Annotated in this window: 25 protein-coding genes; 13 read left to right on the top strand and 12 right to left on the bottom strand. The window is 69.7% G+C overall.

Annotation, left to right across the window (positions count from 1 at the left end; translation table 11 throughout):
• Positions 1-93: 93 nt before the first annotated feature.
• The 5 genes from BKA14_RS34670 to BKA14_RS34650 all read left to right on the top strand — a co-directional run bounded on the left by BKA14_RS34670 (position 94) and on the right by BKA14_RS34650 (position 4,124).
• Complete coding sequence (locus BKA14_RS34670; RefSeq protein WP_184954977.1) at positions 94-291, top strand: acyl-CoA carboxylase subunit epsilon; 198 nt, start codon at positions 94-96, stop codon at positions 289-291.
• 132 nt (positions 292-423) lie between these two features.
• Positions 424-873, top strand: a complete 450-nt coding sequence (locus BKA14_RS34665) for a hypothetical protein (protein WP_184954976.1) — start codon at positions 424-426, stop codon at positions 871-873.
• Between the two features lie 47 nt (positions 874-920).
• On the top strand, positions 921-2,306 hold the full coding sequence (locus BKA14_RS34660; RefSeq protein ID WP_184954975.1) for a TroA family protein: 1,386 nt from the start codon (positions 921-923) through the stop codon (positions 2,304-2,306).
• Between the two features lie 125 nt (positions 2,307-2,431).
• Positions 2,432-3,445, top strand: coding sequence for a S8 family serine peptidase (locus BKA14_RS34655; RefSeq protein WP_184954974.1), 1,014 nt, complete (start codon positions 2,432-2,434; stop codon positions 3,443-3,445).
• 64 nt (positions 3,446-3,509) lie between these two features.
• The gene (locus tag BKA14_RS34650; RefSeq protein ID WP_184954973.1) at positions 3,510-4,124 is read left to right on the top strand and encodes a Maf family protein; all 615 of its coding nucleotides are present in this window, start codon (positions 3,510-3,512) and stop codon (positions 4,122-4,124) included.
• Here BKA14_RS34650 and BKA14_RS34645 read toward each other — a convergent pair.
• Genes BKA14_RS34645 through BKA14_RS34635 form a run of 3 tightly spaced genes read right to left on the bottom strand, consistent with a single transcriptional unit; the run spans position 4,121 to position 6,408 of the window.
• Positions 4,121-4,876, bottom strand: a complete 756-nt coding sequence (locus BKA14_RS34645; protein WP_184954972.1) for an ABC transporter permease — start codon at positions 4,874-4,876, stop codon at positions 4,121-4,123. The two genes, BKA14_RS34650 and BKA14_RS34645, sit on opposite strands and share 4 nt — an antisense overlap.
• Positions 4,877-4,879: 3 nt before the next feature.
• Positions 4,880-5,824: an ATP-binding cassette domain-containing protein gene (locus tag BKA14_RS34640; protein ID WP_184954971.1), complete on the bottom strand. Its 945-nt coding sequence runs from the start codon at positions 5,822-5,824 to the stop codon at positions 4,880-4,882.
• 29 nt (positions 5,825-5,853) lie between these two features.
• Positions 5,854-6,408 carry a PadR family transcriptional regulator gene (locus BKA14_RS34635; protein WP_308441164.1) on the bottom strand — a complete coding sequence of 185 codons (555 nt, stop codon included), beginning with the start codon at positions 6,406-6,408 and terminating at the stop codon, positions 5,854-5,856.
• A 22-nt stretch (positions 6,409-6,430) separates the two neighbouring features.
• On the opposite strand from BKA14_RS34635, the gene BKA14_RS34630 reads away from it, so the two are divergent.
• Positions 6,431-8,188, top strand: coding sequence for an acetyl/propionyl/methylcrotonyl-CoA carboxylase subunit alpha (locus BKA14_RS34630; protein WP_184954970.1), 1,758 nt, complete (start codon positions 6,431-6,433; stop codon positions 8,186-8,188).
• Positions 8,189-8,241: 53 nt separating this feature from the next.
• Here the strand turns inward: BKA14_RS34630 and BKA14_RS34625 are convergent, their stop codons facing one another.
• Entirely contained in the window at positions 8,242-8,775 is a 534-nt protein-coding gene (locus tag BKA14_RS34625) for a GNAT family N-acetyltransferase (RefSeq protein ID WP_184954969.1), read from the bottom strand.
• Positions 8,776-9,119: 344 nt separating this feature from the next.
• Between BKA14_RS34625 and BKA14_RS34620 the strand changes: the two genes are divergently transcribed.
• Entirely contained in the window at positions 9,120-9,857 is a 738-nt protein-coding gene (locus BKA14_RS34620) for a DedA family protein (RefSeq protein WP_184954968.1), read from the top strand.
• Here BKA14_RS34620 and BKA14_RS34615 read toward each other — a convergent pair.
• Complete coding sequence (locus BKA14_RS34615) at positions 9,787-11,187, bottom strand: NAD(P)H-quinone dehydrogenase (RefSeq protein WP_184954967.1); 1,401 nt, start codon at positions 11,185-11,187, stop codon at positions 9,787-9,789. The genes BKA14_RS34620 and BKA14_RS34615 overlap by 71 nt on opposite strands.
• Positions 11,188-11,273: 86 nt before the next feature.
• Here BKA14_RS34615 and BKA14_RS34610 point away from each other — a divergent pair, with 86 nt between their 5' ends.
• Positions 11,274-11,735 (top strand): gamma-glutamylcyclotransferase, encoded by a 462-nt coding sequence (locus BKA14_RS34610; protein WP_184954966.1) that lies wholly within the window; start codon positions 11,274-11,276, stop codon positions 11,733-11,735.
• Here the strand turns inward: BKA14_RS34610 and BKA14_RS45330 are convergent.
• From BKA14_RS45330 to BKA14_RS34590, 4 genes are all read right to left on the bottom strand, one after another.
• Positions 11,732-12,673, bottom strand: a complete 942-nt coding sequence (locus BKA14_RS45330; protein ID WP_184954965.1) for a GNAT family N-acetyltransferase — start codon at positions 12,671-12,673, stop codon at positions 11,732-11,734. The two genes, BKA14_RS34610 and BKA14_RS45330, sit on opposite strands and share 4 nt — an antisense overlap.
• A gap of 41 nt (positions 12,674-12,714) precedes the next feature.
• A complete protein-coding gene (locus BKA14_RS34600) occupies positions 12,715-13,452 on the bottom strand; it encodes an SCO6745 family protein (RefSeq protein ID WP_184954964.1) in 738 nt (245 codons plus the stop codon).
• 67 nt (positions 13,453-13,519) lie between these two features.
• On the bottom strand, positions 13,520-14,425 hold the full coding sequence (locus tag BKA14_RS34595; RefSeq protein WP_184954963.1) for a hypothetical protein: 906 nt from the start codon (positions 14,423-14,425) through the stop codon (positions 13,520-13,522).
• A gap of 1 nt (position 14,426) precedes the next feature.
• Positions 14,427-15,062 (bottom strand): MBL fold metallo-hydrolase, encoded by a 636-nt coding sequence (locus BKA14_RS34590; protein WP_184954962.1) that lies wholly within the window; start codon positions 15,060-15,062, stop codon positions 14,427-14,429.
• Between the two features lie 109 nt (positions 15,063-15,171).
• Here BKA14_RS34590 and BKA14_RS34585 point away from each other — a divergent pair, with 109 nt between their 5' ends.
• Positions 15,172-16,116, top strand: coding sequence for a DUF4349 domain-containing protein (locus BKA14_RS34585; RefSeq protein ID WP_239092576.1), 945 nt, complete (start codon positions 15,172-15,174; stop codon positions 16,114-16,116).
• Between the two features lie 3 nt (positions 16,117-16,119).
• On the opposite strand, the gene BKA14_RS34580 is transcribed toward BKA14_RS34585, so the two are convergent.
• Positions 16,120-17,376 (bottom strand): amidohydrolase, encoded by a 1,257-nt coding sequence (locus BKA14_RS34580; protein WP_184954961.1) that lies wholly within the window; start codon positions 17,374-17,376, stop codon positions 16,120-16,122.
• 504 nt (positions 17,377-17,880) lie between these two features.
• On the opposite strand from BKA14_RS34580, the gene BKA14_RS34575 reads away from it, so the two are divergent.
• Complete coding sequence (locus BKA14_RS34575) at positions 17,881-19,794, top strand: serine/threonine-protein kinase (protein WP_184954960.1); 1,914 nt, start codon at positions 17,881-17,883, stop codon at positions 19,792-19,794.
• Between the two features lie 27 nt (positions 19,795-19,821).
• Positions 19,822-21,456 (top strand): phospho-sugar mutase, encoded by a 1,635-nt coding sequence (locus tag BKA14_RS34570; RefSeq protein WP_184954959.1) that lies wholly within the window; start codon positions 19,822-19,824, stop codon positions 21,454-21,456.
• Here BKA14_RS34570 and BKA14_RS34565 read toward each other — a convergent pair whose 3' ends face one another.
• Complete coding sequence (locus tag BKA14_RS34565; protein WP_184954958.1) at positions 21,457-22,140, bottom strand: GOLPH3/VPS74 family protein; 684 nt, start codon at positions 22,138-22,140, stop codon at positions 21,457-21,459.
• 88 nt (positions 22,141-22,228) lie between these two features.
• Here BKA14_RS34565 and BKA14_RS34560 point away from each other — a divergent pair, with 88 nt between their 5' ends.
• Positions 22,229-22,717 carry an NUDIX hydrolase gene (locus tag BKA14_RS34560; protein ID WP_239092577.1) on the top strand — a complete coding sequence of 163 codons (489 nt, stop codon included), beginning with the start codon at positions 22,229-22,231 and terminating at the stop codon, positions 22,715-22,717.
• Positions 22,718-22,848: 131 nt separating this feature from the next.
• On the opposite strand, the gene upp is transcribed toward BKA14_RS34560, so the two are convergent.
• Entirely contained in the window at positions 22,849-23,481 is a 633-nt protein-coding gene (gene upp / locus BKA14_RS34555) for a uracil phosphoribosyltransferase (RefSeq protein ID WP_184954956.1), read from the bottom strand.
• A gap of 59 nt (positions 23,482-23,540) precedes the next feature.
• Between upp and deoC the strand changes: the two genes are divergently transcribed.
• Positions 23,541-24,491, top strand: coding sequence for a deoxyribose-phosphate aldolase (gene deoC, locus BKA14_RS34550; RefSeq protein ID WP_184954955.1), 951 nt, complete (start codon positions 23,541-23,543; stop codon positions 24,489-24,491).
• Positions 24,492-24,495: the final 4 nt, after the last annotated feature.

Below are 24,495 nucleotides of genomic sequence, written 5' to 3'. Positions count from 1 at the left end.
AAATACCCGGTCATGTCGAGCGACAGCGAATCGATCAGCCGAGTGTGGGATGCGTGTCACCGGTTACACCCCACTCCGTCGTACGCTCGGTCAATGGATACGGAACCCCTGGTCAGCGTCGTGCGCGGCAAACCGGCCGACGAGGAGCTGGCCGCCCTGGTCACGATCCTGGCCGCCGCATCCAGCAAACTTGATGCGGTCACGCCCGCGCCGCCCCCGTCCACCTGGGCCCGCTCCGCACGCCCGTCGACGGCCCCGCGCTCCTGGCGAACCTCGGCCCTACCTCGCTAGATCATCGCCCATCACTGTCCACAGGGTCCCCCACCGCTGGCAGTGACCGACTACTCTCACAGACGCTTCGCGTACTTGTGTTCGGTTTTCGCGTGATCGGTTCGCGTGTTCGGTTTTCGGGGGAGGACGCAGATGATTCCGGAGGAGGACCGCGGTCCTGCTTGGCTGCGTGACTACGGCACCACAGACTTCGGCTCGATCGAAGCCGACATCCAAGCCATGGAACAGTTCGCCGCCAAACTAGCCGCGAACGTGACGGACAGCTACGCGCCGCACATGGCCAACGTCTCGGAGTCCATGGGCGTCCCACTGCCCGACCCGCCGGCCGGCTTCGTCGAGCTCACGTCCTTCCTGACCGCGCACAACCAGGCACAGGACGTTACCCATCAGAACGTTTACAACTACGCGAACGGCACCCAGGGCTTCGCATCGGCCGCCGCCGACATCAGCAAGCAGTATCGCGGCTCCGACGCCTTCTCCCACGCGCAAGTCGCCGACGTGAACAAGGCGTTCGACAAGGTCGGCATCCCCGAGGCCACGACCGCCACCTACCCCACGACGAGCAGCGAGGGAGACGTCTGATGTTGGCTGCGAGTGGCGGAGGCGGCGCTGGCGGCACGCCCTGGGGCATGATGACGATCCAGGCCATGCAGGGCTACATCCAGAACCCCAGCACCGAGCAGCACTACGAGCTGCTGACGGGTTGGAAGCGTTCGGCCGACCTCATCAACGAACACCGCTGGCAGGTCGCAAACTACCGCGACAACCTCGCCGCCGCGTGGCCCCCGGACAAGAACGCCGCCGCCGAGGCCTACATCACCCGCCTGAACGAGCTGATCGACAACCTCGACGAAACCTACGAGGCCGCGATAGCCAACCACGACGCCTTCGCCTCGGCGACGCTGTCCATCAGCCTCGCCCAGAAGGAAATGAACGAGATCGCCCAGGAGTATCAGGCCAACGAACAGGCCCTGGCCACCTTCACTGCCTCCCAGCAGCCCTCCACCACAAGCGGCCAGCCCACTCCAACCCCCAGCCCAAGCGGCGAACAGCCGCCGGTAGCCCCCGGCCGCCAGGAAGCTTTACACCAGAGAGCAGTAACCCTCCTAAACGGCGTAAGCAGCGACCTGGCCATGGCTCAAGTCAAAATCCAGACGCCCAGGCCCTACAGGCCAAACCTCGGCCGTGAAGAAACCAAAGGCAGTGATGGTGGCGGAGGCTATGCCGCCCCGCCAATTCCCCCAATTACGCCGAGCTTTGGCTCCGATGCCGCTTCGTCCTCCAAGACCATTAGACCGCCCGCGGCCTTTCCGACATCCCCAAACGTTGCACCGCCCTCGGCACCTCTGCCGCCGGCTCAGCAGCCTGGCTTGATCTTGGGCGGAACTGCACCAACCGCTCCAACCGCTCCGGTAGCCGGATTGCCTCCCGGGACACCTCCCGTTTCCGGGACGCCTGGACCGACACCAGGACCGGGCCTACTTCCTCCAAGTCCGAGCAGCTTCGTTCCCACCGGCACAAGCCCGCTCGGGCCGCCCGCAGTTGGTCCGGGCGGTCGCAATGCTGGCCTGCCGCGTGAGGGTGCAATTCGGCCTAGCGGGCCAGCGTCAGGTGGCATGCACGTGATGCCGCCGGGCGGGGTGATCGGCGGGGCCCCTGGAATCGGAGTCGCGCAACCTGGAGGAGCACGACCCGGCGCGCAGCGAGTGAATCCCATTGGCGGGGTCATTGGCGGCGGCACGCCAGGCAGCGGGGTCATTGGCGGCGGCACGCCAGGCGGCCGGGTCGCAGGTGCTGGCGGCAGAGCTAACGGTGCAGGAATTACGGGTCAGCACGTTGGGACGACCGGGCCATACGGGCAGACTGGCGCACGGAACACCAGCCGCCGTGACCAAGACGACCAAATGCACTGGGACCCTGACAACCCTTGGCAGACAGCAACTGGCGTCGACCCCGTTGTTTTGCCACCTCGCGATCAGCGCATCGATCCAGGGCCTGCGATCGGCCTCAATTGAGCTCCAAACGAAGGTTCCTTGCCGCAAGCGCCGCATTGGGGATTCTCGCCGCCATCGCAGCACCCAGCCCTCCGGCTCTCGCAGATTCTGTACGCGATCAACAGTGGTACTTAAAGAGTTTGCGCGTGTCGGAAACGCGATCAATTTCAACCGGGTCCGGCGTGATCGTTGCTGTACTCGACTCCGGGAGCGCCCCCCACCCCGACATTCGGCGAAATCTTTTGGCAGGAAGCAACCAGGCCTCGCCCGGCAAGGATGGCCGAACGGACAACGACGGCCATGGAACACGGATGGCCGCGCTTATTGCCGCCCACGGACACGGCTCAAACTCCGGAATTCAGGGCATAGCACCATCCGCCAAAATCCTTCCAGTGATCGTCTCGAGCGATGGGCTGGGCGATTCAGCCATTATGGCTAAAGGTATGGCCTGGGCCGCCAACCATAACGCGAATATCATCAATGTTTCCGGGGCGGTCGGCCCCGGATTCGCTTTGAAGGATGCTGTCGACGACGCAATCGATAAAGACATCGTTGTGATCGCCGCTGTAGGCAACACAGCACAAGACCTAATCATTAATCATCCTGCTGCATTCAATGGTGTTCTCGCGGTCGGCGCCACTGGCCGGAACGGGAAGTACTCTGACAAGTCTGTAAAAGATGAAAAGGTACAGATCTGCGCTCCCGGCGTGGACATCATTTCGGCGCAGCCGCCGCGAGGTTATGGGATCGCGGCTGGGACTTCCGACTCAACGGCGATTGTTTCTGGGGCTGCTGCGCTGGTCCGGGCCAAGTTTCCTGAACTGTCCGCTAAGGAAGTCGTTCATCGGCTGACTGCTACTGCGGACGATATTGGGCCTCCCGGGCGCGATGATGAGTGTGGGTTTGGGCGGCTCAACATTGTCAAGGCGTTGACCGCTGACGTTCCGCCTCTTGAAGGGGGCGGGGAGAGCGCCGGGCCTGCGGCCAGTAGTGCGGCCCCCAGCGCACCGACGACCGTTCGGCCTCAGTCGGCTGCGCCGGTGGCTGATGCGGAGCCTGCTGGCAACGGCAGTGTTCTGCTGTTCGGGGGGCTCGCCGGTGTTGTTGCGGCGGCCGCGTTGGTGCTGGTGTTGGTGTTGCGGCGGCGGGGGCGTAACTGAAGTTTGGGGCTGAAACGCCGTTAAGGGTGCGTTGATAGTGCGGACGAACTTGTAGCCTCGGGTTGTGCAGAAGGACATCGCGTACCGGTTGATTCTTGCTTCGGCCAGTCCGGCTCGGCGGGGGCTGCTCAGCGCCGCGGGGATTGAGGCTGAGGTGATGGTCAGCGGCGTTGATGAGTCGGGCGTCGAGGCCGATGATGCGGCCACGCTCTGTCTTGCTCTGGCTCGGATGAAGGCGCGCACCATCGCCGCCCAGCTGAATGCTGATCCGGGTGTTGTGGTGCTCGGGTGCGATTCCGTGCTCGCGTTCGAGGGTGAGATCTTCGGTAAGCCGGCCAACGCTGAGGAGGCCACTCAGCGCTGGAAGCGGATGCGGGGCAAGTCGGGCGTGTTGCACACCGGTCACCACGTGACCAGCTTGGTCACCGGCAAGCAGGCGGAGGCCGTGGGTCTCACCACGGTGCATTTCGCCGATGTCAGCGACGCCGAGATCGCGGCCTACGTGGCCAGCGGTGAGCCCTTGCACGTGGCCGGTTCGTTCACGCTCGACGGGCGCGGGGCCGCCTTCGTCGACCGTATTGAAGGCGACCCCGGCAACGTGATCGGGTTGTCTTTGCCGCTGCTGCGTAATTTGCTGGCGGAGATGGACGTGCCCTACATCGCGCTGTGGAAGGGCTAGCGGACGCTCTTGGCGAACCCCCGCCCGGCCCACGCCACGGCCAGCACCGCCAGCACGGCCATGATCAGCAGGCCTTGCCAGACCGCGGGCGCGCCCAGGTCACCGCGGAACAGTGCGCGGGTGCCGTTGACCGCCCATGAGAACGGGTTCCAGTCGGCTACGCCCTGCAGCCATCCGGGGGCGTACGTGAGGGGAAGCAGGATGCCGCTGAGCAGCAGCACCGGCTGGGCGACCGTGTTCATCAGCGGGGCCAGCGCGTCCTCGCTCTTGACGGCCAGCGCCACGCCGTAGCTGACCGCCGACGTCATCAGCGAGATCAGGGCGAGCATCAGGTACGCCAGGAGCAGGTTGCCCAGGAACACGCGCAGGTCGAACGCCAGCGCCAGCAGCGTGATGATCACGGCTTGGGCGATCAGCGAGACGACGTCGCGCAGGGAGCGGCCGAGCAGCAGGGCGAGGCGGCTGACCGGCGTCACCCGGGAGCGTTCGATCACGCCCGCGCGCAGTTCGGCGATCAGGCCGAAGCCTTGGAACAGGCCCCCGAAGATGGCGAGCAGTACGAGAAGACCGGGGACGAAGATCTCGTACGCCTCGGCGTCTGTCCGCACCTGCAGCGCGGGTTTGAGCAGGGGGGCGAAGAGCAGCAGATACATCACCGGCTGGAAGACGCCGACGAGGATCCACACCGGATTGCGCAGCAGCAACTGCATCTGCCGGTTGAAGATCAGTGAGGTGTCGCGTAGCAGTTTCATGGCTCAGCTCTCCCGCAGTGATCGGCCGGTTTTGGTCAGGAACACGTCGTCGAGGCTGGGGCGGTGCAGTTCGATCGTGCCGAGCGGGACGCCGGCCGCGTCGAGGGCGCGGAGGATCTGCGGGATCGCCACCGCGCCGTCCTCCACGTACAGGCGGACGTTGTCCTCGTACGTCTCGAGCTTGTAGGAGTTGAGTGCCTCGGCCGCCGCGGTGACCGATTCGACGGGCAGCCCGACCCGGACGACGTCGCCGGAGATTTCGCGTTTGAGGTCGGCGGGTGTGCCGGAGGCGACGATCTCACCGTTGTCCATGATGGAGATGCGGTCGCAGAGCGCGTCGGCTTCGTCGAGGTAGTGGGTCGTGATGAAGACGGTCATGCCCTCCGCACGCAGCCGTCTGATCTCGTCCCACATGTGGGCCCGGCTCTGCGGGTCGAGGCCGGTGGTCGGTTCGTCGAGGAAGACGACCTTGGGTTCGTGGATGATGCCGAGCGCGATGTCGACCCGCCGGCGCTGCCCGCCCGAGTAGGTTTTGCATTTGCGGTCCGCGTATTCGCTGAGCTGGAAACCCTCGAGCACCTGCTCGGCCCGCCGGTGGGCGGCCGGCTTGGTGGCGCCGTAGAGCCGGGCTTGCAGCACCAGTTCTTCCCGTGCGGTCGAGTCGTCCCATGTGCTGCCGCCCTGGGCCACGTAGCCGATGCGACGGCGCACCTCGCCCGGGTCGGCGCGCAGGTCGGCGCCGGCGATGGTGGCCGTGCCGTCGTCGGGTTCGATCAGCGTGGCCAGCATGCGCAGGGTGGTGGTTTTGCCGGCCCCGTTCGGGCCGAGGAATCCGAAGATTTCGCCTTCGGCGACGTCGAGGTCGACGCCGCGTACGGCTTCGACGGTTTTCTTGTCGCGCCCTTGGCGCGAGGTGAACGACTTGCGCAAGCCGCGAGTCTCAATCATGCCCCGCAGACTACGACCGTCAAGTTTTACTAGTCAAACTTGATTTCGCCAGTTTCCTCGATCCGTTTAGCTGTCCGCTCGCACCACGCGATCTCAGCCTCGGCCATCATGATGCTGCGCTCCCACAACCAGGACACATAGATGGGCTTATTGTCCGCCCAGTCCGCCTTGGTCGCGGCCTCAAGTTGCTGCTGGCCGGCCCGCAGCTGCGTCGCTCGGTTGCGCAGGGCGGCCGCCGACTCCGCAGGCGGCAGCGCGGGCAGGAAGGAGAACGCGGCCATGAACGGGTCGACACCCGGCGACAGGTTCCACCACCCCTGCCGCAGCAGCGACTGGAACTCGGCCTTCCCTTTGTCGGTGATCCCGTACGTCGTCCGCGCGGGACGAGCGCCGACCTGCTCGGTGGTGACCTCGTGCAGCAGCCCTTCCTCGGTCATTTTGCGCAGCGCGTGATAGATCGATCCCGGTTGCACGTTCGCCCACTTGTCGGCGTTCCAACTCAACAGCTCCCGCCGTACGTCGTAGCCGTGCACCGGTTCCATCCACTGGACCAGGCCGAGGATCATCATGCGCGTTGCGGACACTCCTTCAGCGTAAGCTCAGCCCGTGCGCAAGGTCTTGATCGCCAACCGTGGCGAGATCGCCGTCCGGGTCGTCCGGGCCTGTCAGGACGCGGGTCTCGCCAGCGTCGCCGTCTATGCCGACAGCGACCGGGACGCATTGCATGCCCGGCTCGCCGACGAGGCGTACGCGCTGGGAGGCGACAGCGCGACCGAGACCTACCTGCGCATCGACAAGCTGCTCGACGTGGCCGCGCGGGCCGGGGCCGACGCCGTGCACCCCGGCTACGGCTTCCTCTCCGAGAACGCCGACTTCGCGCAGGCAGTGCTCGACGCCGGGCTGACCTGGATCGGGCCCACTCCGCAAGCGATCCGCGACCTGGGCGACAAGGTGACCGCGCGGCACATCGCGCAGCGGGCGGGCGCGCCGCTGGTGCCGGGCACAGCCGAGCCCGTGGCCGACGCGGCCGAGATCATCGCCTTCGCCGAGCAGCACGGCCTGCCCGTGGCGATCAAGGCGGCGTTCGGCGGTGGCGGCCGCGGCCTCAAGGTGGCGCGCACCCTCGACGAGATCCCGTCGCTGTTCGAGAGCGCGACGCGCGAGGCGGTGGCGGCGTTCGGGCGGGGCGAGTGCTTCGTCGAGCGCTACCTGGACCGGCCGCGGCACGTCGAGGCCCAGGTGCTGGCCGACACCCACGGCACCGTGATCGTCGTCGGCACGCGCGACTGCTCGCTGCAGCGCCGGCACCAGAAGCTGGTCGAGGAGGCACCGGCCCCGTTCCTCACCGACGAGCAGCGCGCCTCCATCCACGAGAGCGCCAAGGCGATCTGCCGCGAAGCCGGCTACCACGGCGCCGGCACCGTCGAATATCTCGTGGGCCAGGACGGGACGATCTCGTTCCTCGAGGTCAACACGCGCCTCCAGGTCGAGCACCCGGTCAGCGAGGAGACAGCGGGCCTCGACCTCGTACGCGAGCAGTTCCGTATCGCCGCAGGTGAGCCGCTGGAGCTCACCGAGGACCCGGCGCCGCGCGGCCACTCCATCGAGTTCCGCATCAACGGTGAGGACCCGGGCCGCAACTTCCTGCCCGCCCCCGGCACGGTCGAGACCCTGTCGTGGCCGATGGGGCCCGGCGTGCGCGTCGACGCGGGGGTCGAGGCGGGCAGTGTCGTCGGCGGCAACTTCGACTCCCTGCTCGCCAAGATCATTGTTTCGGGCCGTACGAGGGAAGAGGCGCTGGAGCGCTCCCGTCGCGTGCTCGACGAGACGGTCATCACAGGTATGGCGACCGCGCTGCCCTTCCACCGTGCCGTGGTGCGCGACCCGGCTTTCACCGCGGAGCCGTTCACCGTCCACACGCGATGGATCGAAACTGAATGGGCGGGCGGCGTCGAACCGTTCGCGGCCGGGGTCGCCGCGGGCGCCGAGGCGGACGAGCGCGAGACGGTGGTCGTCGAAGTGGGCGGCAAACGGCTCGAAGTCCGGCTCCCGGCCAAACTTCTGCAGGGAGGGCCGGCCGCGGCCACCACGAGCCGGCCGGCGGGCCGGCGGGCGTCCGGTGCGGGCGGGGCGAGCGCGCAGGCGGGCGGTGCAGCCGCCCTGACCGCCCCGATGCAGGGCACGATCGTGAAGGTCGCGGTCTCGGACGGCGACACCGTCTCGGAAGGCGACGTGATCGTCGTGGTCGAGGCCATGAAGATGGAGCAGCCCCTGCAGGCCCACAAGGCGGGAACGGTGTCGGGCCTGTCCATCAAGGTCGGCGAGAGCGTCACCGCGGGCGCCGTGGTCTGCAGCATCGACTGACTGGTGTTGCTCATGGGGGCCGGCGCGACCGCCACGGACCAACTGGGCCCGGGCTAAACCCAGTAGCGAAGCTTCTCGTCCAGGCGGTCGGTCAAACGCCCCCCGTTGCGCTCGATCGTGCGGCGCGAGGCCTCGTTGTCGAAGTCGCACGTGATCAGCACCCGCGGCAGACCCAGCGCCGCCGCCCGGGGCCGGGCGGCGGCCAGCATCGCGGTGGCGTGCCCCTGCCGGCGGGCCCCCGGCCGCACGTCGTAGCCGATGTGCCCGTTGCGCTCCCCCGCCCGCCCGGGCGCCAGCCGGTGCCGGATGTTGAGGCGGCCCAGATATTCGGCCCCGTCGAGCCACCACAGCACGGTGGTCGGGACGAAGCCGGGCGGCCGCGGCGTCTCCTCCAGGCGTTGCGCCCGCAGGTAGGAGACGTAGCGGGCGAAGCCCTCGGCCGTCGACCACGTGGCGGCGTACGAGCGGATGTCGTTGCCTATGTTGCTGAAGTCGTCGAGCCCGCCTCGCCCCTCGGCCACGTATTCGTCCATGGCTTCGAGAAAGGAGATGTGGACATCGACCGTGGGCGCGACGAGCGAGGGCACCCGCACAGGGTAGGCGAGGCAGAGGTGACGAGTGGACCGCCCGTACGGGACCTACGGACGGCCCACCGGCCGGCACACCGAGAACGGGGGACCCGGCGTTCCGGCAATCTCACGGTACGCCCGCTCCGCTGCGAGCGAAAAACGTGTGGGACGAACCCGGGCATCTCGCCCTTACGAGACGCTCGCGGTCCGATAATGGGCAGCGCCGGGGAGATCGAGACACTACCGTGTTCGGCATCACCGAAGACCGGGCCTGATCAGGGAGCATGCTGAACACAGCCCATTCTCAGGTGTCCTCGCCGAGAATGACGTGGACCCCGTAGCACCGTGAGGTGGCATGACCTATGACCGACTTGTTGACCATGATGGCAACACCGGCATGGGCGTACCTTGCTCTTTTCGGCTTTCTGGCTATCGACGCGATGATTCCCGTCGTCCCGATCCAGGCGATCATGATCACATCCGGGGCGCTGACTGTCTACGGAAATCTTGATCTTGCGCTCGTGATCCTGGTGGGCGCGCTCGGCATGTTCACCGGCGACGCGATCGCGTTCACCCTCGGCCGCTCCTCGAGCGAGCGCGGCACGGGCCGGCTGGCCGCCCTGCGCGCGCGTTACGGGCCCCGGCACGACGAGGAAGCGAAAGAGGTCTCCAAGACCAAGCTGGCCGCCGCGCGCTTCACCCGTGGGCTGCGTCGCCCCGGCCCCCTGGTGCTGTTGCTCTGCCGGTTCGTCCCCGGCGGGCGCATGGCGGCCGGTTTCCACGCCGGCCGCCGCCGTTACCCGATCAAGCTCTTCGTCCTGTACGACGGCCTGGCCGCACTGGCCTGGGGCAGCTACGGCGGCCTGGTCGGCCACGTCGGCGGCACGGCGATCACCCAGTCCGCGTGGCGGCTGTTCGCGATCGCCGCCACCGCGGCCGTCGTGTTCGGCACCGCCGGCTGGATCCTCGCCCTCTTCGGGGGCCGCAAGGACGAGGAGCTGGCCGCGGTCGCCGCCGGTCAGAAGGACGTCATTGCAGCTCGTGCTGCATCAGCTGACGCGCCGCTTCCGCAATCGACCCCGACAACGACGGGTAGATAGTGATCGTGTGGGCCAGCTGGTCCACGGTCAGGTTGTTCTCGATCGCCATCGTGATCGGCAGGATCAGTTCGCTGGCCTTGGGCGCCACCACGACCCCACCCACGATCTGCCCTGTCGCCGGCCGGCAGAAGAGTTTGACGAAGCCGTCATGCAGGTCGGCCATCTTGGCCCGGGCGTTGCCGGTGAGCGGCAGCATCACCTGACGGGCGGGGATCCGGCCGGCGTCGACGTCGTTCTGCGAGACACCCACGGTGGCCAGTTCGGGGTCGGTGAAGACGTTGGCCGAGACGGTGCGCAGCCGCAGCGGGGCCACGGCCTCGCCCATCGCGTGCCAGATCGCGATGCGGCCCTGCATGGCGGCCACGCTGGCCAGCGGCAGCACGCCCGTGCAGTCGCCGGCGGCGTAGATGCCGGGCACGTTGGTGCGCGAGACCCGGTCGACGGTCACGTAGCCGCCGTCGCCGACCTGCACGCCGTACTCTGCGAGGCCGAGATCGGCTGTGTTGGGCACGGCGCCGACCGCGATCAGCGCGTGCGAGCCCTCGATCACTCGATCGTCACCCAGCGTCACCCGTACGCCGGAGCCGGTGTTCTCGACGCTCTTGCCCCGGGCTTGGCTCAGGATCGTCATGCCCCGCTCGCGGAACACCCGCTCGATCGCCATCGCGGCGTCGGCGTCCTCGTGCGGCATCACCCGTTCGCGGCTCGACACCAGGGTGACCTGCACGCCCATGGCCAGGTAGGCGCTGGCGAACTCGGCGCCGGTGACGCCGGAACCGATCACGACCAGGTGCGAGGGCAGCTCGGTGAGGTCGTAGAGCTGACGCCAGTCGAGGATGCGCTCACCGTCGGGCCGGGCCGTGGCCAGCACCCGCGGCGTGGCCCCGGTGGCCAGCAGCACGGTGGTGGCCTCGACCGCGTACGTCTCGCCGCCGTGCGGCGTGACAAGGACCTGGTGGGTGTGGCCGAGCGTGTCCTCACCGAGGCGGGCCCGGCCGTGCACCACGTCGACCCCGGCCTTGACCAGCTTGGCCTGGATGTCGCTGGACTGCGCGAGGGCGAGCTTCTTGACCCGGTCGTTGACCGCGACCGCGTCGACCGTGACGCCGTCGAGCCCCGACGAGCGGATGCCGAACCGGTCGTTGTGCCGGTAACCCGTCATGACTTCGGAGCTGGCGATGAAGGTCTTGGAGGGCACGCAGTCGGTCAGGACGCAGGCGCCACCCGGTCCGTCCGCTTCGACGAGGGTGACGTCCGCGTCGAGCTGGGCGGCGACCAGGGCCGCCTCATACCCGCCCGGTCCCCCACCGATGATCACGATCCGACTCACGACGTTTCCAACCTTCCCATGGCAGTTGTGCCGACACGCACTCCTTGTATTCTCCCCCACCGCCCGCTCGGGCTATCGTCATCGCCGTGCGTCATTACGCCGCGTATGGCTCAAACCTCGACCCGGCCCGCATGCGGGCCTACTGTCCGCACTCGCCCATGGTGGGCGTGGGGTGGATAGAAGGCTGGCGTCTGACCTTTGCCGGTGAGGGGGAAATAGGCTCGGAAGGCGCGGTCACGACGATCGTCGAGTCGCCCGGCGACCGGGTCTTCGTGTCGCTCTACGACGTGCATCCATGGGATGCGTCACAGCTCGACGAGGTCGAGGGCGTCACCGCGGAGGCGTATCAGAAGGTCACCGTGCGTGTCTCCACGCTCGATGGCGAGTTCAGCGCGTGGGTCTACGTCTTCGCCGGCTACGAGGGTGGCCTGCCCACAGCGTGGTATCTGAGCGAGATCGCCAACGCCGCGGAGAAGGCGGGCGCCCCCGACGACTACGTCGAGGAGCTGCGCCGCCGCCCCACCGGCACACCGTCGCCCGAGGCCTAGATCATCTTCTGGTAGATGTTGGCCTCGTAGAGCGGCTTCATGCCCACCGCAAGGTAGAGCCGGGCCGCGCGCGTCGGGTTCGCCATGTCGACTCCCAGGCCGGCTTTGGCGCGCCCCTTGGCGGCATAGGTGGCGAAGGCGCGGCGGAGCAGGGCCTCACCCAGACCCCTTTTCCGGTACGACCCCAGCACCGCGAGCCGCTTGACCCAGCCCTCGTCGTTCCCCTCGTCGCTGTCGTACGAGGATTCGAGCGCGCCCGCCACGACACCGTCGACCTCGGCCACCCACCACTCGTCGAGCGCGCTCACCTGCTTGCGCCACGCGTCGTAGGGCAGCGCCCGGTGGTCGGAGTCGACGAAGGCCTGTTCGATGACGCCGTGCACGGCACGCATCTCGGCCTCGTCATCGGCCCGTACGGCTCGGATAGTGACGCCGGCCGGAGGCTCGGGCGGGGTCGCGGAGACGCCGTCGAGCGGGATCTGCATGCGCGCGTGCTGTTTGAGGAAGCTGAACCCCACCGCGGTCAGCTGTTCGATGTACGCCGTCTCGCTGGGTACGGCGCCGGCCCGGACCTCGTACGGGTTGTGGCCGAACTCGGCGCCCCGCTCGGCCGCGCGGGCCAGGATCAGGTCGAGCAGCGGCCGGATCGCCGGACGGCCGCGCTCGGGCCAGGTGTAGACCTCGATGAAGTCGCGGTTCTCGCCGGTGGCGTTGCTCGGGTAGGCCCAGCCGACGATGCGGCCGTCGGGGTCGAGCGCCACCCAGCTGTCGCGGGACAGGTCGGTGTTGGGCTCGGTGAGGGCCTCGTGCAGGTCTTCCGGGCTGTAGTCGGGGTAGCCCACCGCGGCGATGTCGCTGGCGTGCACGAGCTCGAGGAGCGCGGGCTGGTCGTCGAGGGTGGGCCGGCGCGTGCTCCAGCCGTCGGGAAGCTCAGTCACCGGAGCATGGGATCACGGGCGGGACGCCGCGGGCGAGCGCTTTACGACTGCAGCCGGTGCCGCAGCGATTCCAGCAGGCCGATCAGTTCGACCCGCTCGCTCAGGTCGAGGGCCGTGTAGGCCTGACCGGCCATGGCGTCGGCCACCGACTCGGCCCACATCAGCCGCCTGACGATGGGCCCGGCCGGCGGATAGGGCGGCTGCCACCCGAACGCCACCGCGCCTGTCTCACCCTCGGGCCCGGCGATGATCGCCTGCAGCGGGGTGAGCCCACTGGCCCGCACGGCCACCAGTTGCACCCCGAGCCGGTGTTCGTGCAGCAGGTGCAGCAGCACCGCGACCTGCGCGCCGGGCGCCTGGTCGGGGACCGGCATCGCCCGCCAGGCGGCGAACAGCGGCAGGCCCGCGTAGTCGACCGCGGTCACCACGCGGCGGGCCAGTTCGTGCAGCCGGGCCAGCCGGGGGAAACCGCCGATCTGTTCCACACCCCAGGTGCACAGCTCATGGAGGTGCCAGGCGGCCACCTCCATGGGCGCGGAGGTCTTGGCTGTCGCCTCCCAGCCGTCCATGACGGCCTCGGGCGCGATGAGACCGATCGAGGCGGCGACGGTCTCGGGTCGCACGTCGCCGAGCGCGCCCGCGCGCGCCGACACGTGATAGGCCCAGCCGGACAGACCCAGCAGGCGCGCACGGCGCAGCGTCTGTGGCGACTCGGCAAAGGCGCCCACGATCGTCGCTAGCCCCGTCTTGGCGTTGGCGGCTGCCTGTTCGGGGGTCACCCGCCCGATTCTGCTCCCCCTGAGCGGATCTGGAAAATATTCTTCCGGTCAGCGCCGGCGAATCCGATCATTCCGGCTCGTCCGATTCAAGATCCTCCAACGCGGCCTGTACGTCGCCGACCTGCCGGCGGGCCGCGGCGGCCTCCCGTTCCGCGAGGCGGCGAGCCTGCTTGCGCCGGGCCACGTCGGCCTGCGCCTCGGTGCGTTTGCGTTCCAGTTCGGCCAGCTCGGCGTCCAGGTCGTCGACAAGGTGACCAGCGTCACGTTCGGCCGCCTCGGCCCGTTCGAGTTGGTCGTCGGCCCGCTTCTCGGCCGACTGCGCGTTCGACAACTCCCGGCGCAGCTCGCGGCGGCGCAGCTCGAACTCCCGGCGGCGGCGCTCGGCGGCCGCCGCCCGTTCCCGGGGGAACTCGACCACTTCGGCGTCGCCGTCGTCCCCGGCATCGTCGGCGGAGACGTCGGCCTCGTCGGTGACCAGGCGCAACCGCGGCCGGGGGACCTCACCGAAGCCGGCGTAGGTGGCGGCGCGGATCAACCGGCCCGTACGCACCTGGGCCGCGATGTCGGGTTCGGCCAGCGCGGCGGTCAGGGTGGCCTCGACCTCACCGAGCGGCAGCTTGATCGACGGCTCCTCGGCCCGGGCCAGCTTGCTCGCGGCCGAGACGAGGGCCGCGACCACTTGGCGGCGCTGGTTGGTCAGCTCGCGCAGCGCCGCGCCGTCAAGCCCGCGCTGGGCCTCGCGCAGCGAGCTCGACAGCTCGACGAGTTCCTCGATCAGCGCGGGCTTGCGCAGGGCGAGCAGGTTGACCACCCACGCGGCCACGGTCGGCTTCTTGAGCGCGGCCAGGCGCTTGGCCGTGGCCCGGTCACCGGACTTGCGGGCGTCGTCGATCGCGGCCGTGCGGGCCGCCACGAAGCCGTCCGGCGGGGACTCGTAGAGCTGCTGGATCAGCTCGTCGGTTGCGCTGGGCACGTCACGCGATGGTAGTGCCCGGCGCGACGTGCGCGTACTTCGTGCCCGAGAGTCGCTCGAGGTGTCCGTCCGACACTTTGGCCCCGGTCTCGGTGAGCAGGTAGTCGTGCAGCGCGTAGGCCCGGCCCGGCCGCACCGCCCGGACGAAGTCGATCGACTCGGAAAGCTTCATCCATGGAGCATTCAACGGCGCGAACAGCGTGTCCACCGTCGTGTCCTCCGGCACGGTGAACGAGTCCCCGGGGTGGTACAGATTCGTCGACTCGTCGGCGATCAGGTAGCCCACGTTGGCGATGCGCGGGATGTCCGGGTGGATTACGGCATGCTGCCCGCCGAACACCCGTACGCGATAACCCGCGGCCTCGAACTGCGCTCCCGGCTCGACCGCGGTCGACACCTCGGCGAAGCGCGGGTGCTGGGCCAGCACGTCAGCATGGGCGAAGAGCCGCAGCTCCGGCCGCTGCGCCAGCGTCTCGGCGAGCGCCTCGGGGTCGAGGTGATCGAAGTGCTCATGAGTGATGAGCACCGCGTCGGCCCCGTCGAGCGCCGACCGCTCGCTGAACGCGCCCGGGTCCACCACGAGGACACCCGCGCCCTCGACCCGGAGACAGGAATGCGTGAACTTCGTGATCTGCACGGGACTCCTCCGCCGCTGATTCGTAACCGCTCAACTCGCAGTCTGCCGGAACCGGAAAAGCTCCGCCGCACGTCCCAGGAGCACACCGAAACTCCGGTTGGGAGAAACCATGCGCTCTCGAAAGACATATATCTTCGGCACCGTCGTCATCGCCGGCCTGATGCTGGCCGGCTGCGGCGACGGCGCCGCCGACAACGCGGCGTCCTCGGGGGGTGCGCCCGAGGCCGGCGTGGCCGAGCAGGCGGTGCCCGACCAGGGGGCGGCCGGCCCCGCGATGGGCAAGGACGCGCAGGCCGAGGCGCCCGACCTGCGGGTCGACCAGCGCTCGATCATCTATCGGGGCACCGTCACCGTGCGGGTCGACAACGTCGAGGCCGCCGCCGGGCAGGCCACCGGCATCGCCAAGACCTCCGGCGGCTTCGTCAGCGGCGACAACCGGAGCAGCGGCTCCGGCTCGGACACGGCGTCCATGGAGCTGCGCGTCCCGGCCGACAAGTTCGCCGGCGTGGTCGACCAGCTGGCCAAGCTGGGCACCGAGGAACAGCGCCAGATCAACACGGAGGACGTGACCGAGCAGACCGTCGACCTCGACGCGCGGATCACCGTGCAGCAGGCCCGCGTCGACAGCGGCCGCAAGCTGCTGGCCCAGGCCAAGACGCTCAACGACCTGGTGATGCTCGAGCGTGAGGTGGCCACCCGCGAGTCCGACCTGGCCGCACTGCAGGCCAAGAAGCGCAACCTGGCCGACCTGACCGCCCTTTCGACGATCACCGTCACCCTGCTCGACCCGGAGGCGGAGGCGGTCGCCGACGACGGCCCGCCCGGTTTCCTGAGCGGGCTGGGGGCCGGCTGGGACGCGCTGCTGGCCTCGCTCAAGGTGTTGCTGACCGTGCTGGGCGCGCTGCTGCCGTGGCTGATCGCGTTCGGCCTGCCGATCTGGGCGATCATTTACGCCGTACGCCGGTACAACCGCTCGCGCCGCCGCCCGGCGTACGTGGCCCCGGCAGCGCCGCAGCCCCCGATCTCCGGGCCGCCGGCGCCTCCGCAGCCGTAAGCCCTAGAACGCGCCCGTCGCCAGGGCGGCCAGCGCGGTGTGGACCATGACCCGTACGCCGTAGCCGATGCAGTTCTCGTCCACATCGAAGTCGCCCTGGTGCAGGTCGTGCTTCGCCTCCGAACCGGGCACCCCGGTGCCGAGCCGGATCATCGCGCCCGGCACCTGGTCGAGGTAGAACGAGAAGTCCTCACCGCCCATGCTGATCTCGGCTTCGACCACCCGTTCGGGGCCGAGCGCAGCCCCCGCGGCACCCGCCACGATCGCGGCCGCCATCCGGTCGTTGATCACCGGCGGGACGCCGCGGTGGTAGCCCACCTCGACCTGCGCCCCGGTCGGCGCGACCACGTCCTTGACCAGCTGGGTGACCAGTTCGGGAGCGGTGCGCCAGGCCTCCCGGCTGAGCACCCGCACGGTGCCGCGGGCCCGCCCCTCGCCGGGGATCGCGTTGAACGCCTCGCCCGAGTGCACCGCGCCCCACACCATGGACAGCCCGGCCCGCGGGTCGACCCGGCGGCCCAGCAGCGCGGGCACGTCGGTGATGACCTTGGCCAGCGCGTACACCAGGTCGGCCGTCAGGTGCGGCCGGGCGGTGTGCCCGCCGGGGCCGGTCAGCTTGACGTCGACGGTGTCGGCGGCCGCGGTGAAGGGGCCCGAACGCACCCCGACCAGGCCCGCCGGCAGTTGCGGGTAACAGTGCAGCGCGAAGATCGCGGCGACGTCCTTGAGGGCGCCCGCCGCGATGAGCTTAGGGGCTCCCGAGGGGACGGTCTCCTCGGCGCACTGGAAGATCAGCCGGACCCGGCCGGGCAGCTCGCCCCGTTCGGCCAGCTGCTGCAGGGCCAGGCCGAGGCCGAGCATCACGGTGGTGTGCACGTCGTGACCGCAGGCGTGCGCGACGTTGGGCACCGTGGACTTGTACGGCACGTCCTTGAGGTCCTGCAGCGGTAACGCGTCCAGGTCGGCACGGAAGGCGATCACCCGGTCGCCCTCGCCGATGTCGCAGATCACACCGTTGCCCTCGGGCAGCATGCGCGGCGCCAGGCCGGCCACGGCCAATTCGCGGGCGACCAGGGCCGCGGTCTCGAACTCGTGATAGGACGGCTCGGGGTGCGCGTGAATGTGACGCCGGATCGCTACGAGCTCCGCGCCGTGAGCGGCGAGCCAGCGGTCGAGCTGGCCGGGCAGGGGCTCGGCGCCGGGCAACGGCCCGGGCCACTCCTTCTGGGCCCCTTCGGGCTCCGTCAGAGTCGTAGTCACGTCGGCATCCGCATCTTCATATAGTGTTTGTCGCCTTTTCGAGACGGGCGACAGCTTAGACCGTTTTAGGTAACGCTGGGCAACGCCATTCCCGTACGCGGGGAGTCGCGCTCGGTCACGTAAGCCCTGATAGGAGCTTTCCACGGTGCCACGGCAGGCCGTGGTGGGGCACACCGAGAGTCCGTTCCGGAGATCCGTCCGGCGGCGGAGGCGCAGCGTTCGACCGGTTGGTCAACGCCCCACGCACCCCTCGAGATGCGGCTTGGCATACCCCGACCACTGTGGCACGAACTTGCAACGCCCGTTTCCTGAACCGTCGTTCACGCCGCCCGAGTGAGGGCTTTCGTACTCTGCGTCCGAAACTGCCCACCCAATGCGATATCCCGGTCACCTACTGTCGAGTTCACCGGAACACGGCAACCGTGACTTTCAAATCGGGGCGCGGGCACGGCAAGATAGCGGGGTTCGGTCGACGGCCCCTAGACCCCCTCGGTGGCATTCTCAGTGACTCAGATTCCGACGTGGAGCGGTGGCAACAACGCTCCCACCAGCGGACGCGCAGCCCCTGGCACCCTCATCGGCGGGCGGTACACACTGCGTGCCGCGGTGGGTCACGGCGGCATGGGCACGGTCTGGCGCGCGGCCGACACGCTGCTGCGCCGTGACGTGGCGATCAAAGAAGTCATCCTTCCCCCCGGTCTGGCCCCGAGCGACCGCGACGCGATGTACGAGCGGACCATGCGCGAGGCCCGGGCCGCGGCCGCCCTGCAGCACCCGGCCGTCGTGCAGGTCTACGACGTCGTGCACGAGAACGGCCGGCCGTGGATCGTGATGGAGCTGCTCGACGCGCGCAGCCTGGCCGACATGGTGATCGAGGACGGGCCGGTCGCGCCGCGCGTCGTCGCCAAGATCGGCATCGCGCTGCTGGGCGCGCTCGAGGTCGCCCACGCGCACGGCGTGCTGCACCGCGACGTCAAGCCGGCCAACGTGCTGATCTGCGGTGACGGCCGCTGCGTGCTGACCGACTTCGGCGTCGCCCGGATGCCCACCGACGTGCAGCTGACCACCCCCGGCATGGTGCTGGGCTCGCCTCACTTCATCTCGCCCGAGCGCGCCATGGGCAGCTCGTTCGGCCCGCCGAGCGACCTGTTCTCGCTCGGTGTCACGCTTTTCACCGCGGTCGAGGGCCGGCCCCCGTTCGACAAGGGCGACCCGATCGAGACCATGCACGCCGTGGTGGAGGACCCGCCGGCCCCCGCCGTGCGAGCCGGCTCGCTCACCCCGGTGCTGATGGGTCTGCTCGAGAAGGACCCCGACCGCCGGATGGACGTGCAGACCGCGCGCACCATGCTGCGTCAGCAGCTGGCCGGCCCGCTGGCCAGCAAGGCCCCGCCGCACATGATGACCGACCCCTACTCGGTTGTCCCGGCGCAGCGGCCGCCCGCCGCGGCGCCCGCCGAGACCCAGCCGATCTCACCGGCCACGAACGGTCAGATCGGCGGCCGGGCCATGCTGGCGCCGGGTGACTCGCTCACCGACCACCTCAGCAAGCTGCAACAGGGCAACACCGCCGGCCCCGGCGCGGCCCGCCGGCGGGCCGCCGAGTCCACCCCGACCGGCCTGATGCCGGCCGCCTCCGGCGACACCACCAACGTGCTGCCGCCCCGCGACGCCTGGAACGGCGCCCGCGCCGCCCGCGACCCGATGGCCGGCACGATCAGCGGCAGCCCGGCCGCCAAGCGCAAGGCCATGCTGACCAACGCGGTGGCCACGGCCAAGGAGACCACCGGCCGGGCGGTCGAGACGATCAAGGGCTGGCCGCGCCGGCAGCAGCTGATCGCCGGGGGCGGCGCGCTGGCCGTGGTGATCCTGCTGATCGTGGTTTTTTCGCTGGCCGGCGGGGGTGGCGACGACACCGGGAAGCAGGTCGCGGCCCCGATCGGCGACAACGCCGGGGCCAAGCCCGCGGCGTTCGCCACCCAGGAGTACAACGACCGCGGCGTCAAGGTTCAGGTGCCCCGGTCGTGGAGCAAGAAACCGGGTGGGGTCTACGTCGACTTCGTGGACCCGAACGACGCCAAGCGCAAGGTCCGCATCCTGGTCGAGAACGCGTCGTCCAGGGCCACGCCGAAGACGTTCCTGGGCGTCGCGGAGAACACGCTCAAGACCCGCTCGACGAACTGCCCCAAGCCGTACGCGCAGGTGGGTCTGACCGACACCAAGATCGCGGGCCGGGACGGCGCGGTGCTCGAGTACACCTGCGGCACCGGTGATCAGGCCCGGCACGGGCTCTGGGGCGCGGTGATCTCGGGCGGCAAGGCGTATTCGTTCTTCCTGACCGCCAACGAGACCCAGTTCGCCGGCAGCAAGCCGATCTTCGACCAAATGATCAAGACCTACACCCTGCAGGCCTCCTGAGACGTCCGGGCGTGCTATCAATCCCTGATGGCGCCTGACGAACTCCGATCCCTGGCCGACGCCTGGCTGGCGGACGACCCCGACCCGGCCACGCGGGCCGAGCTGACCCGCCTGATCGAAGGGCTGCCCGGCACCGAGGCGGAGCTGCGCGACCGGTTCGCCGGCCCGCTGACGTTCGGCACGGCCGGGCTGCGGGGCCGGCTGCGCGCCGGGCCGAACGGGATGAACCTCGCGGTCGTCACGCGGGCCGCGGCGGGCCTGATCACGTGGCTGGCCGAACAGGGTGGTCAGGGCCCGCTGGTGATCGGGTACGACGCCCGGCACGGCTCCAAGGAGTTCGCCGAGCAGACCGCCCGCGTCGCGACCGGGGCCGGACGCGCGGCCCTGGTCATGCCGGCGTTGCTGCCGACGCCTGTGCTGGCCTACGCCGTACGGGAGCTCGACGCGGTGGCCGGGGTGATGGTGACCGCCAGCCACAACCCGCCGCAGGACAACGGCTACAAGGTCTATCTGGGACGTGAGCTGGGCGGACCCGGTGGTGACGGCGCCCAGATCGTGCCGCCGGCCGACGCCGGGATCGAGGCCGCCATCCGGGCCGTGGGTCCGATCGCCGGCATCCCGCTGGGCGCACCGGGCACCCTCCTCGACGACAAGATCATTGAGCGGTACGCCGGGAGTGCCGCGGCGGTGCTGGCACCGGGCGGTCCACGTGACCTCACCGTGGCGTACACGCCGATGCACGGGGTCGGCGCCGCGACACTGCTGGCCTCGTTCGCGGCGGCCGGCTTCCCAGCGCCGGCCGTGGTGGCGGCGCAGGCCGAGCCCGACCCGGAGTTCCCTACCGTCGCGTTCCCCAACCCGGAGGAACCGGGCGCGATGGACCTGCTGCTCGCGCTGGCCGCCACGTCCGGAGCCGATCTGGCCATCGCCAACGACCCGGACGCGGACCGGTGCGCGGTGGCCGTCCCGACCACAGACGGGTGGCGGGCGCTGCGCGGCGACGAGCTGGGTGCGCTGCTCGGCGACCACCTGATCCGGCGCGGCGTCCCGGGCACGTACGCCACCACGATCGTCTCGTCGCAGCTGCTGGGCCGTCTGTGCGAGGCCCGCGGCGTGCCCTACGCGGAGACGCTGACCGGGTTCAAGTGGATCGTACGGGCGGCCGAGGAACTGGCCTACGGCTACGAGGAGGCGCTCGGCTACTGCGTGGCGCCGGGCCTCGTACGGGACAAGGACGGCATCACGGCCGCGCTGACCGTGGCCGAGCTGGCGGCCGGGCTCAAGGCCGAGGGACGCACCCTGGCCGACCGGCTCGACGAGCTGGCCACCGAGTTCGGGGTGCACGCCACCGACCAGCTCTCGGTGCGGGTGGACGATCTGGCCGAGATCGGGGCGGCGATGAGCCGGGCCCGGTCGGCGCCCCCGGCCACGCTGCTCGGGCAGACGGTCGCCGTGACCGACGACGCCGCCAACAACGTGCTCACGTTCCGCACCGCTGCGGCGCGCGCGGTCATCCGGCCGTCGGGCACCGAGCCCAAACTCAAGGCGTACCTGGAAGTGGTAGTGCCGGTCGACGCCGGTGGGCTGGCCGCCGCCCGCGCACGGGCGGGCGACGGCCTGGTCGGGCTGCGGCGGGAGATCGCGGCGGCCCTGGGTGTGTGATCAGGCCGTCTTGGGTGCGCCCAGAGCGGCCTGAATGGCCTTGCCCAGCGTGGCCACCACGAGCGCGACGCTGGGCCGCACGATCGAGTCCTCCAAGTTGCCGCCGGCCATGAAGCCCGCGCCCGAGGCGATCTGCTCGAGGCGGTCGTGCGCCTTGGCCACGTCCTCCGGAGGCAGGCGCAGCGCGGGCTCCATGCGGCAGGAGACCAGCAGAGTGGCCAGCGCGGCGGTGCGCTCATCACAGAGAGCGCCGGAGGTCAGCGCGTCGGCCAGCCGGCCCCGGATCTCGGCCTCGAAGGCCGGGTCGGTGGTCGGGTAGCGGTGCACGTGGATCACGCCCATCTGGGTCTCGTCCACGTCCTGCACGACGCCGCGGGCCACCAGGTCTTCCAGCAGACGGGCGCGCAGGCGGTGGCGCAGGCGCTGCAGCCACTGGGCGGGCGTGTGCGGCTCGTCGCCGGCCGCCTTGGCCAGCACGGCGTCGGCGATGGTGTCACCGATCGGGCTGGGGTCGATCACCTTGAGGTAGCCGTCGACATAGGCGATGCGCCCCGCCAGCGCGAGATCGACCAGCACGGCCGCGGACAGGCCGAGGTCGAGCCCGATGCGGGAGCCGGTCGCCTTGCCGGTCTGGTCGTCGTACGCGAGGAGGAGCAGTTCCTCGGCGAGAGGCATGGAGGTCATGGATCGAAACGATAGTGTCCCCAGTCACGCATTCAGATCGCCAGGTCGGTTATATCCCGGTAGCAGTGCCTCTCCTAGAGTGGCTGCCGTGCAGGCGATCATTGCGACTCTCGGCTACGTGCTGTCCCCCTCCCGTGATCAGGTGCTCATGGTCCGGCGGGACACCCGGCCGGACGACCTGCACTACGGGAAGTTCAACGGGCTGGGCGGCAAGCTGGAGCCCGACGAGGACGTGGTGAGCGGCCTGCGCCGCGAGGTCCACGAGGAGGCCGGTCTCGACTGCACGACTGTCGACCTCGCGGGCACCATCTCGTGGCCCGGCTTCGGGCGGGGCGGCGCGAACTGGTTCGGCTTCATCTTTCGCGTGCCGGCCTGGACGGGCACCCCGCTCAGCGGCAACGACGAGGGCAGCCTGCACTGGGTGCCGGTCGAGGACGTGCTGGCCGCAAAGGTGCCGATGTGGGAGTCCGACCGGCACTTCCTGCCCTTGGTCTTCGCCGACAAACCCCGGGTCTTCCACGGCATCATGCCGTTCGCCGACGGCAAGGCCCTCAGCTGGTCCTACAGCGCGGTTTGACCGCAACCCAAGTCGCACTTCGCCCGTCGACGTCGAGGGCGCCGAAAAGCGCTAGGCGAAGCCGAGGCGCTTTTCGGCGCCCTCGACGTCGGCGTCCCGGGGCGAAGTGCCGCCGAGCGGAGGCGAGGCCATCAAAATCTGCGCATGCCGCCGAACTGGCGGTCGCCGGCGTCGCCGAGGCCGGGCACGATGTACATCTTGTCGTTGAGGCCCTCGTCGATCGAGGCGGTGACCAGGCGCAGCGGGAGCCCCGACTCCTCGAGGCGGCGGACGCCCTCAGGGGCGGCCAGCACGCAGCAGATGATCACGTCGGTGCACCCGCGGTCGACCAGCAGCTTGCAGCAGTGCAGCAGCGAGCCGCCGGTGGCCAGCATCGGGTCGAGCACCAGCACGGGCTGACCGGAGAGGTCGCCGGGCAGCGACTCCATGTACGCCCGCGGCTCGTACGTGTGCTCGTCGCGCGCCAGCCCCACGAAGCCCATCGACGACTCGGGCAGCAGCGCCAGCGCGGAGTCGGCCATGCCCAGACCGGCCCGCAGCACGGGCACGATCAGCGGCGGGTTGGCCAGGCGGATGCCCTCGGTCGGGGCGACCGGCGTGCTGATCGGGTAGGTCTCGGTGGCGAACGACCGCGCCGCCTCGTAGACCACCATGGTGGTCAACTCGTGCAGGGACGCCCGGAAGACACCGGAATCGGTCTCCGACTTCCGCATCGCGGTGAGACGGGTCTGAGCCAGCGGGTGATCTACGACGAGTACGTCCACGCCGACAACCTACCGGTCAATCAAGATCAACTGTCGGGGGCCCGCGTAGAATCCTTTTCATGACTGCGACAGCGACGTCGAGGCTGTCCGGCCTGCCCGACTCCCCCGCCGACCTCCGGACCTTCCTGCACGGATTGCCCGGCGTCGACAAGGTGGGCCTCGAGGCCAGGGCGGCGGCGCTGGGCACCCGATCGGTAAAGACGACCAGCAAGGCGCAGGCGATCGACCTGGCCATCCGGATGGTCGACCTCACCACCCTCGAGGGCGCCGACACCCCGGGCAAGGTGCGCGCACTCTCGGCCAAGGCCCTGCGGCCCGACCCGGCCGACCCCACCTGCCCGCCGGTCGCCGCGGTCTGTGTCTATCCCGCCATGGTGCCCGCCGCGGCCGAGGTGCTGGCCGGCTCGGGCGTTCACCTGGCCAGCGTGGCCACCGCCTTCCCCTCCGGGCAGGCCCCGCTCGACGTCAAGCTGGCCGACACCCGCGACGCGGTGGCCGGCGGCGCCGACGAGATCGACATGGTGATCAGCCGGGGCGCGTTCCTGGCCGGCGACTACGCCCGCGTCTTCGACGAGATCGTCGCGATCAAGGAGGCGGCCGGCTCGGCCCACCTCAAGGTCATCCTCGAGACCGGCGAGCTCGCCACCTACGACAACGTGCGGCGCGCGTCCTGGCTGGCCATGCTGGCCGGGGCCGACTTCATCAAGACGTCCACGGGCAAGGTCGGCGTCAACGCCACGCCCCCGGTGACGCTGCTGATGCTCGAGGCCGTGCGCGACTTCCGCGAGCGTTACGGGCGTCAGGTCGGGGTCAAACCGGCCGGTGGCATCCGCACGACGAAGGACGCCGTCAAATACCTCGTGATGATCAACGAGACCTGCGGCGACGACTGGCTGCACCCCGACTGGTTCCGGTTCGGCGCGTCCTCGCTGCTCAACGACCTGCTGATGCAGCGCACCAAGCTGACCACCGGCCACTACGCCGGTCCTGACTACTTCACGCTGGACTGAGGCC

The organism is Paractinoplanes abujensis (assembly GCF_014204895.1).
Lineage (GTDB): Bacteria > Actinomycetota > Actinomycetes > Mycobacteriales > Micromonosporaceae > Actinoplanes > Actinoplanes abujensis.
The sequence above is the reverse complement of the archived record's forward strand: the minus strand, read 5'-3'. Positions and strand labels throughout refer to the sequence as shown.

Coding starts and splice junctions, on each gene's coding strand:
- BKA14_RS34670 (WP_184954977.1), top strand. CDS start 94: ATGGATACGGAACCCCTGGTCAGCGTCGTGCGCGGCAAACCGGCCGAC.
- BKA14_RS34665 (WP_184954976.1), top strand. CDS start 424: ATGATTCCGGAGGAGGACCGCGGTCCTGCTTGGCTGCGTGACTACGGC.
- BKA14_RS34660 (WP_184954975.1), top strand. CDS start 921: ATGATGACGATCCAGGCCATGCAGGGCTACATCCAGAACCCCAGCACC.
- BKA14_RS34645 (WP_184954972.1), bottom strand. CDS start 4,876: ATGAAACTGCTACGCGACACCTCACTGATCTTCAACCGGCAGATGCAG.
- BKA14_RS34640 (WP_184954971.1), bottom strand. CDS start 5,824: ATGATTGAGACTCGCGGCTTGCGCAAGTCGTTCACCTCGCGCCAAGGG.
- BKA14_RS34620 (WP_184954968.1), top strand. CDS start 9,120: ATGACCGACTTGTTGACCATGATGGCAACACCGGCATGGGCGTACCTT.
- BKA14_RS34585 (WP_239092576.1), top strand. CDS start 15,172: ATGCGCTCTCGAAAGACATATATCTTCGGCACCGTCGTCATCGCCGGC.
- BKA14_RS34570 (WP_184954959.1), top strand. CDS start 19,822: ATGGCGCCTGACGAACTCCGATCCCTGGCCGACGCCTGGCTGGCGGAC.
- BKA14_RS34565 (WP_184954958.1), bottom strand. CDS start 22,140: ATGACCTCCATGCCTCTCGCCGAGGAACTGCTCCTCCTCGCGTACGAC.
- deoC (WP_184954955.1), top strand. CDS start 23,541: ATGACTGCGACAGCGACGTCGAGGCTGTCCGGCCTGCCCGACTCCCCC.